Below are 12,968 nucleotides of genomic sequence, written 5' to 3' on the forward strand. Positions count from 1 at the left end.
CAATGGTACTTCCGCTCAGAAAGAAGATCAGAGAGAGCAAATAGTTGCGGTATACAGCTACTATGAACAGTAATAGCGAATAAGAGTTAGAAATCAGAGAGAAAGTAATGTGTTTACTTTCTCTCTTTTTTTTGCTAAAATATTCTCTGCTACAAGAAAATTGTACGAGGATATTTTAAGGAGTGAGAGGGAATATCCGAGACAGACAGCAGGAGGAAAACAATATGTTGGAAAAGGTGTTTAAGCTTAAAGAAAATCACACCGACGTCAAAACTGAGATTCTTGCAGGTATTACGACATTTATGACGATGGCGTATATCCTGGCAGTCAATCCAAGCATTCTTTCCGCAGCGGGTATGGATCAGGGGGCAGTCTTTACTGCAACAGCACTTGCATCACTGATCGGTACGCTGTGTATGGCAGCATTCGCAAATTATCCATTTGCACTTGCACCTGGTATGGGACTGAATGCTTACTTTGCTTATACTGTAGTAATCGGTATGAACTACTCATGGCAGACTGCACTGACTGCAGTATTTGCAGAGGGTATTATCTTCATTATTCTTTCCCTGACGAATGTCAGAGAAGCGATCTTCAATGCGATCCCGGCTTGTCTTAAGACAGCAGTCAGCGTTGGTATCGGATTATTTATTGCATTTCTTGGACTTCAGAATGCCAATATCGTTGTCGGAGGATCTACTCTGGTACAGCTCTTCTCTGTAGATGCATATAATCAGGCAAATGGAGTGGAAGCAAGCTTCAATAACGTTGGAATTACTGTACTTCTTGCAATCATAGGTGTGCTGATCACAGCAATCATGGTGATTAAGAACATCAAAGGAAATATCCTTTGGGGTATCTTGATCACATGGATACTTGGAATCATCTGCCAGATAGCAGGTCTTTATGTACCGAATCCGGAGATCGGATTCTACAGTCTGCTTCCGGATTTCAGTTCCGGACTTGCAATTCCAAGCCTTGCACCGGTATTTGGAAAGCTTGATTTTAAGAATGTATTTTCACTGGAATTCGTTGTTGTAGTATTTGCATTCCTTTTCGTAGATCTTTTTGATACACTCGGAACTCTGATCGGTGTATCTACAAAGGCAGGCATGCTTGACAAAGACGGAAAGCTTCCGAGAATTAAAGGGGCACTGATGGCAGATGCAGTTGCAACTACAGTTGGAGCAGTACTCGGAACTTCTACAACAACAACATTCGTAGAGAGTGCTTCTGGTGTAACAGAAGGAGGACGTACAGGTTTAACATCCCTGACAACAGCGATCCTGTTTGGAATTTCCCTTTTCTTATCACCAATCTTTCTTGCAATTCCGTCCTTTGCAACAGCTCCGGCACTGATCATCGTCGGCTTCTATATGCTGAGCAATGTGGCAGGAATTAACTTCAGTGATTACAGCGAAGGAATTCCGTGCTTTATCTGTATCGCGGCAATGCCATTCTGCTACAGTATTTCAGAAGGTATTTCCATGGGAGTGATTTCTTATGTAGTAATCAACGTACTTACAGGAAAAGCAAAAGAAAAGAAGATCAGTGTACTGATGTATGTACTGGTGATACTGTTTATCCTGAAATATATTTTCTTATAAGATGATGATACCAGGGTCAAAAAGGCCAGAAAGCCGATGCAAGCTTGCTTAGCAATGGAGCAATCTGATTACACCAGTGAGCGGCAAAATTTATTTTTGACACTCACATCATAAGATAAAAAGAATATGGGGATATGTGAAAGCACAGGGACTGTCCGGTAACGGATAGGATTCTGTGCCTTTTGCGTGTCAGAATCGGTGCCGGGTGAGATACTTTGGATTGACTAGGACCCGTACAAATTGCTATAATGGAAAAAGACAAAACAGAGAATCACAGGGGAAAATATATGAATTTACTGACAATGGAACATGTATCCAAAGCCTATACGGATCGTGTGCTTCTGGATGATGTGGGATTTGGAATCAACAAAAATGAAAAAATCGGTGTGATCGGAGTCAACGGAATGGGTAAATCCACTTTGCTGAAAATCGTTGCCGGAATCGAAGAAAGTGATGCCGGAACGATCAGCATGGGGAATCAGGTGAAGATCTGCTATCTTCCGCAGACGCCGGTATTTGAAGCAGGAACAACAATTCTTCGCGCGGCAACAGAAGGAAATTATGATGAGCTGAACCGCTGGACGATCGAGGCAGAAGCAAAGTCTATGCTGAATCAGCTTGGATTTACCGATTATGATGAAAAGATTGAGCATATGTCCGGCGGACAGAAGAAAAGAGTGGCACTTGTCCGGGCACTTTTAACACCGGCAGACATGCTGGTCCTTGACGAACCGACGAACCATTTGGACAATGAGATGTCCGAATGGCTGGAAGAATATCTGATCCAGTTCCGGGGAGCGATCCTGATGGTTACGCATGACCGTTATTTCCTGGACCGTGTGGTAAATCGTATCGTGGAAGTTGATCATGGGAAATTATATAACTATCCAGGCAATTATTCCGAGTTTGTGCGTCTGAAAGCCGAGCGTCAGAACATGGAGCTTGCCGCAGAACGTAAGAGAAAAAGCCTTTTGCGTACGGAGCTGGAATGGCTACACCGCGGCGCAAGGGCGAGAAGTACCAAACAGAAAGCGCATATTGACCGGATTCATGCTATGCAGGAAATGAAAGATATTCAGGAAGAAAAGCGAGTAATGCTGGATTCTGTGGCTTCCCGTATGGGGAATAAAACAATCGAACTTTCCGGAATCTGCAAATCTTATGGAGAAAAGAAGCTGATCGAAGATTTCTCTTATATTTTTCTGAAGAAAGACCGAATCGGAATTATTGGACATAATGGATGTGGAAAATCGACGCTGCTCAAGATTATCAATGGGATCATAAAACCGGATGTCGGAACTATTGAAATTGGACAGACAATCAAGATTGGCTATTTCTCGCAGGAGAATGAATATATGGATGAATCCGAGCGTGTCATTGATTATGTAAAAGAAGCAGGTGAGTACATTGCAACTTCTGACGGGAAGATTACCGCGTCCCAGATGCTGGAACGATTTCTTTTTGACGGGGCAATGCAGTGGTCGAGGATCGAAAAGTTATCCGGAGGCGAGAAACGGAGACTTTATCTACTACGTGTTTTGATGGAAGCACCAAATGTACTGATCCTGGATGAGCCAACCAATGATCTGGATATCCAGACGCTGACAATCCTGGAGGATTATCTGGATCATTTTGATGGTATTATTCTGATTGTATCCCATGACCGGTACTTCCTAGATCGTACTGTCAGTCGTATTTTTGCATTTAATGGAGGTGGAAAAATCCGCCAGTCGGAAGGTGGATACTCCGATTATCTGATCCGTGTGGAGCTTGAAAAACCGAAAGACGGACAGACAATTGCAGAAAATATGTCAGATGCAGCTTCTGCACAGACCGGTGAGTCTGACAGCAAAAAGACCTGGAAGCAGCGGGAGAAAAAGCTGAAATTTTCTTATAAAGAACAGCGGGAATACGAGACGATCGATGAGGATATCGCAAAGCTGGAAGAGAAGATCGAAAAGCTGGATCGGGAGATGGTTAAGAATGCCACCAATTCCGTGAAGTTGTCCGAACTTATGAAAGAGAAGGAAGAAACAGAGACAACACTGGAAGAAAAGATGGACAGATGGGTGTACTTGAATGATCTTGCTGAGCAGATAGAAAACCAGTAAAGTGATTGACAGATTTACAGATGATAAAGTATAGGTAGTGAGAATCATATCAATGTATTCAAAGGAGGAGAGGCATATGATGTGGAATAGAGCAGAACTTAAAATGAGAGGTAATATGGCATTTAAGAAGAATTATGTGTCAGCCGTTGTAGTTGCGCTTCTGATGGGAATCTTTGGCACAGTCTCTGGCGAATCCAGTGCAAGACGGGTAAGTGAGAATTCAGATATATATAGTGGAAATTTATTTAATGTGGGAATGATTACCGGATTGCTTGCAGGAATCGCAACGGTAGTAATACTGATTGTCCTTGTGGCAAAAGTATTTGTAGGTAATCTCCTGAAAATGGGTGGATACCGGTTCTTTATCCTGAACCAGACTGCACAGCCGGGAATCGGAACATTGCTTGACGGTTTCCGTTCCGGACATTATGTTAATATTGTTCTTACCATGTTTTTAAGAGATTTATTTACTGCACTTTGGAGTCTGCTTTTGGTGGTACCTGGAATCGTTAAGCATTATGAATATCTGATGGTGCCATATATTATTGCTGAGAATCCGGAAATGGATTACAAAGAAGCATTCCAGATCAGTAAACAGATGATGGATGGAGAAAAAATGGAAGCATTTATCATGGATCTGTCATTCCTTGGATGGTATCTGCTGAGTGCGGTTACCTGTGGACTTCTTGCAATTTTTTATGTAAATCCGTATGTACAGGCATCCTTTGCGGAGATGTACACATTCAATAAGCAAAAGGCTTATCAGGAGGGATATATCCGGTAAGAGTTTCAGAAGGATAAATTTTAAAATGTAAGAATAGAGCGCAGACGCTGGCTTAAAATGAAGCGTCTGCGCTTTTATTTAGTGGGCGGCCTTCTCCGCAAAGGTAGTCGTAACTAGTTCTTCATAAGGAACACGCTCTTTCAGCTCACCGGAGTTTTCCAGAATATCCTGCAGCAGATTGAAGCTTTCTTCGTTGAAGATCAGATCCGATTTCCAGGTGTCTTGTTCGTAGTAACGGCTGACAATGGTTGTAATTGTAGCTAGATCGGTTTCCTTGAACTGTGGTGCAATGACTTTTGCAATCTCTTCCGGAGTATGGGACTGAACGAAATCCATTCCTTTTTGCAGGGCATTGGTGAATTTCTGGATGATGTTCGGATTAGCATTCAGATAACTTGTTTTGGCACTATAGGCGGTGTATGGGACATAGCCGGAATCAACGCCGAGAGAAGCAACGACATAACCGGAATTTTCCGCTTCAAGGGCAGTAGCGCTCGGTTCAAATTCGATGGTATAGTCTGCCTGCCCACCGGAAAATGCAGCAGCGGTTGAACCGAAATCAATACTCTGGTTGATAGAAAGATCCTTCTGTGGATTAATTCCGTTTTTTTTCAAAATGTATTCAAAGACCATTTCCGGCATGCCACCTTTTCTTCCGCCAAGAACGTCTTTTCCTTTCAGATCATCCCATGAAAAATCCGGCATTTCTTCACGTGCGACCAGAAAGTTTCCGGCGCGCTGCGTAAGCTGCGCGAAGTTTTTGATGACATCATTTGCACCTTCCTGGTAAGTATAAATCGAAGATTCACTTCCCATAAAGCCAATATCTGCCTCACCGGAGAGGACGGCGGTCATAACTTTATCCGCCCCAAACGGAGTCAACCAGTTAGTACAAGACGCTATAAGAAATCAACAGAGTCGACAGTATGATCAGTGTTCAGGTGAATCTCCCGGATAATAGAATGCCAGAAAGCTCTGCGGTTTTCTTGGGTTAAATTGTAGTACATTGTTCTAAAGTCTGTATTCAGCAGCTCTTCCAGATAAGCATAATCAGGTTCTAATTCCGGAGCCGCATTTAACAATTCATTCAGTTTGTTTTCAATCCGGTCATATTCTTTGCTGTAATAATCCCATTCGATTCTTCCTTTCTGGAAGAGAAGATTTAATCGTTCTAATTCTTTCTGGAGCTTTTCAGGAGTCTGAATTTTCTTCTTTTTTTCTTGTTCCTTTTCAATTTTTTCACATTTTATTTTAAATTTATTGTATTCGTATTCCAGATGATCAATCAGGTATTGTTCTATGAGATTTTGACTTACCATGTGCTTGTACGTACATTTGTGATCAATAAAAGCTTTGTTGCATCGGTAATAGCAGTATACTTTTTTTGCACCGGTTTTCCTGTTGATAATGGACGAACCGCCTCTTGCGCTAAGCCTGCGTCCACAGATCGGACAATTTATCATGCCACTGAAAAGATAAATCCGGCCAGAAGGAGCACGCTTAACATTTGCGTTCTGTATTTCCTGCAGATTGTTCCATTCAGATTCTGTCAGGTAAGCAGGGCAGTATGGAATCCCGCGATAGGTTCCTTTGTAAAATTCACTCGACAGCAGTGTTCGCATATTCGCCCATGTAAAATCCGGATCATAATTTTCCTGAATATAGCGCATGGAAAGCCCTTTTGCATGGTGCTTAAAGAAAAAACGATAAAAGGCATTTACAGTGTCTTCTCGATCAGGATCTTTTACCATGCGTTTTACGCCGTCAATGATTCCAGATTTGTAGCCGTACCCCATATTCACATCACCGAAGATCAATTTTCCCTGCCGGATAGATGCTTCGTTTACGAATTTGATACGTTCGCTGGTGGTATCGACCTCATTCTGACCGATAGATAGAACTACATTCAGCTGCAGTCGACCGTCTCTGGTTTCCATATTGATTCCGGGTTCACTGGTGCTGATCCAATGGACGTTATTATCGTCCAAGACTTCCTGTACCTTGTAAAAATCAGACAGGTTACGGAACCATCTGTCAATCCGCCAGAAGATGATCACATCAATTTTCCCGGCTTTTACGTCCTCAAGCAGGGCATGGATGGCTTTTCGCTTTTTTAATTCTTTACGGGCAGTTTTACCCTCGTCAGCATAAACTCCAGCAACGGTCATATTATGTTCTTTGGCGTAATTGGTCAGGTATTGCTTTTGTGCTTCCAAGGATTTACCATGCATCATCTGTTCAGCGGTAGACACACGGATGTAAATGGCACAGCGTTCAATTTTACTTGGCATATTATATCACCTTTCTTTTCAATATACGTAAAAATGAGTACAAAAATAACAGCCTGAGAACTTTTGTTCTCTTGCGTGGCTGCTCCGGAGATGATACAATATTATTCGGAAATCAGTGTATCTCTTCGGAGTACTGAAAGAAACATATTGGCGTATGTTTCGTCCTATGACCGTTCCTGTTGGCGCAGGAGCGGTTTTAGTTTATTTGTGTGTATGTACAGTATATCTATTATCGCATGTTCTAAGCCCATCAATATGTTCGAAAAGATCAGGTTTAATAGGAGCTCCTAGTGGATCGAGAATAAAATCAATACCTTCTCGACGAGCGAGTTTAGCAGCAGGAACAAAATCGCTATCCCCGGATATCAAAACAATTTGATCGACCTGTTTTTTATATGCCATTGAAGAAATGTCTAAACCTATTTTCATGTCAACACCCTTTTGATCAATATTTAGATAGAAGTCGGATTCTTTTAAATCAGAAAAAGAGATAGAACCATTACAAAGTTTTTTGACCGTTTTTGGGTAGATGGTATAATGTGCTTGCTCTTCAGCAAGTTTTCCGAGTCTAATAGCAAATTTTCTCTTTTTCTTTAATTCACTTAAAAAGCTCATAGTCCATGTATAAAGCTCTGTTTTCGAAAGATCAACTTGTTTTTGTGTGAATGGATGAAAGATGCGTTTGCTCGACGGTGCACAATCATAGTAAAAGATTCTGTACAGGCTATTATTTTCTCCATGAGAATTTAAGTGACGTTTACAGTAATTTGCAAGTTCTATAGCACGTTTTTCAGCTGTTTGGTCGCCTAAAACAGCTTGAGCTCTTCGACGGTAGAAACCGCCATCAACAAGTATTGCAGTTTTCATATGCACTCTCCTTTAAATATAAAAAGCCCTAGGGTTCGGTCATTCCCATATATTGAGAGACGTACAACCTAGAGCAGTATTAGTATATTTTTCTTTTGTGTCTTTTATGATAGCTCATATTTATTAAAAAGTCAACATTTTTTTGAAAAAACATTTGACAATTATATAAGTAAGTGATAAAATGAGCAATCTGTCATAAGAAATTATGAAAAATATTACTAAAAATCTTTTGGTGTAACATCATCTTTTTTTGTATAATCATTTATGCAGTTATACTAACCGCATTATTCAACTGTTCCTGTTGGTGCAGGAGCGGTTCTTTTATTTATATTATTCTGTCTGCTCAAGGGCTATAGTTTTTGTTATTCCGGAAACTGTTACCTGATAGGTAATCTGCTTGCTTGAATCGGAATAAGAAAACTCTTTTGTATCGTCCAGAGAGGCGAGAAGAGCGGAATCGGTTGCTTCCCTATCTCTGATGGATGTCCAAGTGTATTCTTCAGAATATTCTGTAGGAGCAGTATAGGTTCCAACCCAGTAAACAGCAGTCGTGTTTCCTTCATCCATAATCCAGTTTATTGTGATGGTATCCTCTGTAATATCTGCCTGCATCCAAGTACCGTCATCATCTTTGTACTCCCATTTTCCAGTAAGCACAACAGGATCTTTGACTTCTTCCTTTGCTTCCTCTTTTGGAGTTTCGGCAGATGCTTCTGTCTTCTTGGATGATTCTTTTGTTCCTTTTGATGAATCGGAGCTATTGCCACAGGCTGTAAACGACAGTGCCATGCTTCCGATCAGAATCAATGCTACAAGTTTCTTTTTCATAATTTTCCTCCTCATAAAAAGTGTTTCTATATAATCGCATATGCGGTTATACCAATTTCATCACCGATAACTGCGGTATAAAATACACTACATAATTATCCACTTGTTTACAGATCCCGTACTTATTACTTTTTTTTATAAAATGACAGAGTGATCATTACATTTCCGCAATCTATGGATTCGTATGTTGCTATTACATAACGGTTCGGAGAAAGATAATCGTGTATCATGTCCTGCAATTGACCTTTATGGATATAACCGATATTTGTATTTTTCCAAGTGAAAAAAATTGCACGGCTATCGTATTTGTTTGTTGGTTCCGGCTGAATACCAAGCGAAGAACCGAATGGAATATCGAAATAAAAAGGTTCTTTAGTGTAGAGGTTAACCTGATTATAATTGTACGCTAAGTTATAAGAATTATCATTAATATGTAATATTCCAGGAACAGAAGGCGCGATATACTGCTTTAACTGGAACGATGAAGGTGAAGAAGAAAAAGCTTTAAATATATCGTAAATCCATCCAATTCCGAATAAACCAAATGTGAAAAGGTAAAGAATCCCCATTCCAATTTTTTTATCAATAAATTTATGAAGACCAAACCATCCACCCAAAATAGTTACAATAATTCTAACTGTTTTATTCATAAAATCCTCCAATCTGCGTTAAAAATAAATACATGAATGTGTGTTTGTATCCGCTTAAAATTTTCGCCGTAGTTCTACAACTTTCCCGATAATTTTAACAGGCTTCTCGCTGATTTCTTTTTGGCTGAAATACATAGGTTCGTAATTAGGATTTAGCGAAATAAGAGCAATACTATCTGCATATTTCTTTAGCCTTTTACATACGCCATCGTTTCCGTTGATAAGAGCAATAACGATTTCGTCAGACTCGGCATCATCTTGTTTTCTAACAATTACTGTGTCTCCGTTATGAATATCTGGTTCCATTGAGTCACCACTAATTTTTAATCCAAAAAACTCACCTGTTTTTGCTAATTCTTCAGGGATTTCTTCTTCATCTACAATATCCGTAATGGCTTCTAGTGGAATGCCGGCGGCAACGCGTCCAAGAACTTTTATTATATTAGATTTAGGAAAAGGTTGCTCGGTATGTTCGTCTATTAAAAAAGATTTTTCAATATGGAAATAATCGGCAAGTCGTTGAACTTTTCCCATTCTTGGCAAAGCTATACCTTGACACCATGTATTAAATGTTTGTGGAGAAACAGATATCGCATCAGCGACTTCTTTTTGGGTTTTATTTGCTTTGGACAAATAAAAGTTTAAGTTCTTAGAAAAAATTTTTTTCTGTTCTATATCAGTCATATTTTGTCACCTCTTTCATAATCACATACTACAATATAATTTGACTAAAATCAACTAAAAATCAAAAAAAATTGTATTTTAGTGTTGACATCAAATTAAATTTGATTTATAGTATAAGCGTAACGAGGAAAAATAAGATTTGTGGGAGGTGAATAAATTGAATAAGTTAAAAATTTCCCTTGCGGCGGCTAGAGTAAATGCTGAAATGACTCAAGAAGATGTAGCAAAGGAGATGCATGTCTCGAAAAATACAGTGGTAAATTGGGAAAAAGGTAAGTCAGAGCCTACAATTTCACAAAGCAGAGAACTTAGTAAGCTTTACAATATGCCATTGGAGTATATTTTTTACCCTAATAATCAAATTAAATTTGATGCAAAATAGATAGAGGGAGAGCGGTAAGAATGTGAAACTAAGAAAAATAATTGGTTGGATACTGGTTTTTACGCCATTACTTCTTGTGACTGTTGGCGAACGTTATTTTCCAACAGATATAAGCATTATGGTGATGCGGATATTGATGGCGCTTGGTTTATTGAGCATCAGCGTTGTGGGAACGTGCCTTATATCAAATGAATTGCCGATAAGAATAATTGTTGAGAAAGATGAAGAGGGAGAGAGGTGAGAAAATGCCTGAGACAGTAGAAAGAAAACCATTCAAATCAATTCACATCAACATCGATAAAGGAATTTGCTTATTAAATGGTGAGGCGCTTTCAATGGTGAGCCGGTGCTGTTTGGAATTCAACAATGGGAAATGGTCACTTTTAATCACGAGGGATGAGCTTTACAGCCAGGAAGTAAGCGAGAAAAACTAATGTAGCATCGATACAATTTTGCTGATTATGTCAAAAATTAGATTCACTTTATTTTGTAAACGATTTTCCATGTAGATAATGGCAGAATCTTTCAGTAAAAATCCAAAATCAGAATAAAGTTTTATCAAACCGTTTGTGGATAATTCGGTAAGGGCATCAGCAATATCGTCTTCGAGAATTCCTTGAAGAAATTCTGTTTGAAGAGCAGAGGGATAAGAAAAGAGAATAGCCTCTGTTTTAGACATACCGATTTTTCTTCGGTTTTGATATTCATCGTAGATAAGACGAAGAATTCTGTATGTATCGTTTGTAAGTTGCATCATAATGTCTCCTTTTATAATTACTCAGCATGGTAGTGCCGGTATTTAAAGTATAGGAGAAAATACAATTATTTGCAACAGATGAAGAGGGAGCGCAGATTACTTCGGCGTAACCGTGGATTATTTTCTGGAAGAGTAAGGAGGGATGAGATGGAAATAGTGGTTGTCCTGTATATTGTTGGAATTGCTTTAATAATGGGATACCTGATAAATAGATATCCCAGAGAAAGAGTAGCTATTATATTCCTTTGCGCAATCGTTGTATTACAAGTTATCCAAAAATGTCTTCATCAAAAATAAAAAGAACAATGCATATGTAACAGCTAAAAGACGTGGAGATGCGAAACCGAGTAATAGGCTAAAAAATGCAATTGCTGGTAGTTCAATCCATATAAGAGCGAATATCATACGAATTTTTGAACGATATTGCTTGTAGTTAATCCGATAAGAAATACTGCGAACAGGGAGATGAGCTTGTTTACATAGTTTGTCATATGTTTTGGAAATCTGATCGCAAATTCGGAACCATTGATTATAGCCATATTTATCCTCTTGCAGAGCAGATGGTTTTTCAAGCCAGCGAATCTCTTGACGTAAAACAGGATCAATAAGAAGAGAATGTGAGTTTTCTAATTCATAGTATTTAGAAAGAAAAGCATTTATGTCGTTAAGAGATACTTTTTTGTATAAAAAAGGTTCGATTTCTAAAAAGAGTGGATGGTATACCTTATCTAGTCTTTCACGAGCTAAAGTAGATAAATTAGAGTTTCGACTAATTAGTAATGTAAAGATGCCAAGAGTAAGAGTGACAGATGGCTCTAATAAAATATTTATAATTTTTTCTAAATCGATATTTGATACAAACGAAAGCATGATGATTATCCTTTCATAATTTGATACGGAAATTATACCAGACAGTAGCAGGACAAATCAACAAGTACAACCAGCACCGCATAAACTTCAATAGAAAGTAGGTGATAAATATGAAACTCGATATCGAAAAAATCATACAGGTGATGATTTCTTTATTGGAAGAACAGGAAAAAGTGAAAATTACATATACCATTGAGAAAACCGCGTAAGCGGTACCAGTTGGACAAGCAAAGGAGGGATAAGAGATGTTTTACAAGATCGCAAAGACACTCAGCGTAACGGCAAGTATTATCGGAATCTTGATGATGGCTGGTGCGTGCTCAGTGAAAAGTCAGGAGCTGTTTTACTTATATGCAGCACTTGGAATCACAACACTTACTACCGGAGCATTTGCACTGGAATATTTCCGGATGCGGGAATGGCAGTACCGGAAAAGGAAAATAAGGGAGGCGAGGGAGCATGCCAGAAGAGAAGCAGCGTAAGAGCATGAGAACGTCAGAGCTTGATAAGATGATCAACAAACTGCAGTCGCTGGAAAGGGTTGACGGTACATCCGAGTATTACAAGAATAATGCGATTGCATACTTGTCGGATCTGGCAAATCATCTGGATAGGATAGGCGTAAAGACAATAAAAATGCGCCCGGAAGTTGCAGCTTCCATTGGCGCACATAACAAAAATACCAATTAAATTATAGGAAAGTCGGAGGAGAAAGTCAATGATCAAAGTTGAAAATGGAATGTGTGAAATTAAGGCAGTGGATGGAGTTCCGGATATAATGACGGATCTATCATGTATTATCCGAAGCATTAGAACAGCCATGGTGGAGAAAAGAGACTATAGCGAAGCTGAAACAAAAAAACTCGTTGAACAGGCAGTAAGGCTTGGCTTTGCAACAGATGAAGAAGTCACACAGGAAGCAATGGCGGTAATGGGTAAAGTGATGATGCTTCTGAAAAATCTGCCACTTTAGAGGAAGATGTGTACCTAAAGGGGGCGTGATAATGGAAAAGAAACCATTGATTATTCGGTGCTCTGATGGGTGGATCTACGGCTTGTTCGGTTATTACGAGGAAGCGGTAGAAGTGGCAGAACAGCATATAGACGGAACAGAACATACATATATCATCATATGAA

17 protein-coding genes and 1 pseudogene are annotated in these 12,968 nt (G+C 39.4%); 10 read left to right on the top strand and 8 right to left on the bottom strand.

Annotated elements, in window-relative coordinates; translation table 11 throughout:
- Nucleotides 1-224: 224 nt before the first annotated feature.
- The 3 genes from PGZ10_RS10345 to PGZ10_RS10355 all read left to right on the top strand — a co-directional run bounded on the left by PGZ10_RS10345 (nt 225) and on the right by PGZ10_RS10355 (nt 4,502).
- Nucleotides 225-1,607, top strand: coding sequence for an NCS2 family permease (locus PGZ10_RS10345; protein WP_055261967.1), 1,383 nt, complete (start codon nt 225-227; stop codon nt 1,605-1,607).
- A 287-nt stretch (nt 1,608-1,894) separates the two neighbouring features.
- Entirely contained in the window at nt 1,895-3,718 is a 1,824-nt protein-coding gene (locus tag PGZ10_RS10350; protein WP_270541350.1) for an ABC-F family ATP-binding cassette domain-containing protein, read from the top strand.
- A 79-nt stretch (nt 3,719-3,797) separates the two neighbouring features.
- Nucleotides 3,798-4,502 (top strand): DUF975 family protein, encoded by a 705-nt coding sequence (locus PGZ10_RS10355; protein ID WP_270541439.1) that lies wholly within the window; start codon nt 3,798-3,800, stop codon nt 4,500-4,502.
- Nucleotides 4,503-4,580: 78 nt separating this feature from the next.
- Here PGZ10_RS10355 and PGZ10_RS10360 read toward each other — a convergent pair.
- The 6 genes and pseudogenes from PGZ10_RS10360 to PGZ10_RS10385 form a co-directional block, all read right to left on the bottom strand.
- Nucleotides 4,581-5,384 (bottom strand): annotated as a pseudogene (locus PGZ10_RS10360) (ABC transporter substrate-binding protein); the annotation flags it as partial.
- Between the two features lie 17 nt (nt 5,385-5,401).
- On the bottom strand, nt 5,402-6,793 hold the full coding sequence (locus tag PGZ10_RS10365; RefSeq protein ID WP_270541351.1) for a recombinase family protein: 1,392 nt from the start codon (nt 6,791-6,793) through the stop codon (nt 5,402-5,404).
- Between the two features lie 201 nt (nt 6,794-6,994).
- Nucleotides 6,995-7,660 (bottom strand): NYN domain-containing protein, encoded by a 666-nt coding sequence (locus tag PGZ10_RS10370; protein WP_173826528.1) that lies wholly within the window; start codon nt 7,658-7,660, stop codon nt 6,995-6,997.
- 330 nt (nt 7,661-7,990) lie between these two features.
- Entirely contained in the window at nt 7,991-8,488 is a 498-nt protein-coding gene (locus PGZ10_RS10375) for a hypothetical protein (RefSeq protein WP_270541354.1), read from the bottom strand.
- Between the two features lie 125 nt (nt 8,489-8,613).
- Nucleotides 8,614-9,138 (bottom strand): NINE protein, encoded by a 525-nt coding sequence (locus tag PGZ10_RS10380; RefSeq protein WP_117835732.1) that lies wholly within the window; start codon nt 9,136-9,138, stop codon nt 8,614-8,616.
- 54 nt (nt 9,139-9,192) lie between these two features.
- Nucleotides 9,193-9,822 (bottom strand): LexA family protein, encoded by a 630-nt coding sequence (locus PGZ10_RS10385; RefSeq protein WP_082424145.1) that lies wholly within the window; start codon nt 9,820-9,822, stop codon nt 9,193-9,195.
- A 157-nt stretch (nt 9,823-9,979) separates the two neighbouring features.
- Here PGZ10_RS10385 and PGZ10_RS10390 point away from each other — a divergent pair, with 157 nt between their 5' ends.
- From PGZ10_RS10390 to PGZ10_RS10400, 3 genes are read left to right on the top strand one after another with little or no spacing between them, the layout of a single operon-like run.
- Nucleotides 9,980-10,204: a helix-turn-helix transcriptional regulator gene (locus PGZ10_RS10390; RefSeq protein ID WP_118219649.1), complete on the top strand. Its 225-nt coding sequence runs from the start codon at nt 9,980-9,982 to the stop codon at nt 10,202-10,204.
- A gap of 22 nt (nt 10,205-10,226) precedes the next feature.
- Entirely contained in the window at nt 10,227-10,445 is a 219-nt protein-coding gene (locus PGZ10_RS10395; RefSeq protein WP_118219651.1) for a hypothetical protein, read from the top strand.
- 4 nt (nt 10,446-10,449) lie between these two features.
- Nucleotides 10,450-10,638, top strand: a complete 189-nt coding sequence (locus PGZ10_RS10400; RefSeq protein WP_118219653.1) for a hypothetical protein — start codon at nt 10,450-10,452, stop codon at nt 10,636-10,638.
- Here the strand turns inward: PGZ10_RS10400 and PGZ10_RS10405 are convergent.
- Both PGZ10_RS10405 and PGZ10_RS10410 read right to left on the bottom strand, forming a co-directional pair.
- Nucleotides 10,635-10,961 carry a hypothetical protein gene (locus PGZ10_RS10405; protein ID WP_243034482.1) on the bottom strand — a complete coding sequence of 109 codons (327 nt, stop codon included), beginning with the start codon at nt 10,959-10,961 and terminating at the stop codon, nt 10,635-10,637. The two genes, PGZ10_RS10400 and PGZ10_RS10405, sit on opposite strands and share 4 nt — an antisense overlap.
- 261 nt (nt 10,962-11,222) lie before the next feature.
- Nucleotides 11,223-11,831, bottom strand: coding sequence for a hypothetical protein (locus PGZ10_RS10410; protein ID WP_270541356.1), 609 nt, complete (start codon nt 11,829-11,831; stop codon nt 11,223-11,225).
- Nucleotides 11,832-12,076: 245 nt separating this feature from the next.
- Between PGZ10_RS10410 and PGZ10_RS10415 the strand changes: the two genes are divergently transcribed.
- Genes PGZ10_RS10415 through PGZ10_RS10430 form a run of 4 tightly spaced genes read left to right on the top strand, consistent with a single transcriptional unit; the run spans nt 12,077 to nt 12,967 of the window.
- Nucleotides 12,077-12,313, top strand: a complete 237-nt coding sequence (locus tag PGZ10_RS10415; RefSeq protein ID WP_270541358.1) for a hypothetical protein — start codon at nt 12,077-12,079, stop codon at nt 12,311-12,313.
- Entirely contained in the window at nt 12,291-12,521 is a 231-nt protein-coding gene (locus PGZ10_RS10420; RefSeq protein ID WP_270541360.1) for a hypothetical protein, read from the top strand. The genes PGZ10_RS10415 and PGZ10_RS10420 overlap by 23 nt, the downstream gene beginning before the upstream one ends.
- 28 nt (nt 12,522-12,549) lie before the next feature.
- Nucleotides 12,550-12,804: a hypothetical protein gene (locus PGZ10_RS10425; RefSeq protein ID WP_270541362.1), complete on the top strand. Its 255-nt coding sequence runs from the start codon at nt 12,550-12,552 to the stop codon at nt 12,802-12,804.
- A 31-nt stretch (nt 12,805-12,835) separates the two neighbouring features.
- Nucleotides 12,836-12,967: a hypothetical protein gene (locus PGZ10_RS10430; RefSeq protein ID WP_270203930.1), complete on the top strand. Its 132-nt coding sequence runs from the start codon at nt 12,836-12,838 to the stop codon at nt 12,965-12,967.
- Nucleotide 12,968: the final 1 nt, after the last annotated feature.

Origin of the sequence: Coprococcus sp. AF102-57 (assembly GCF_027686195.1) — a bacterium.
In the GTDB taxonomy this organism is placed as follows: domain Bacteria; phylum Bacillota; class Clostridia; order Lachnospirales; family Lachnospiraceae; genus Allocoprococcus; species Allocoprococcus comes.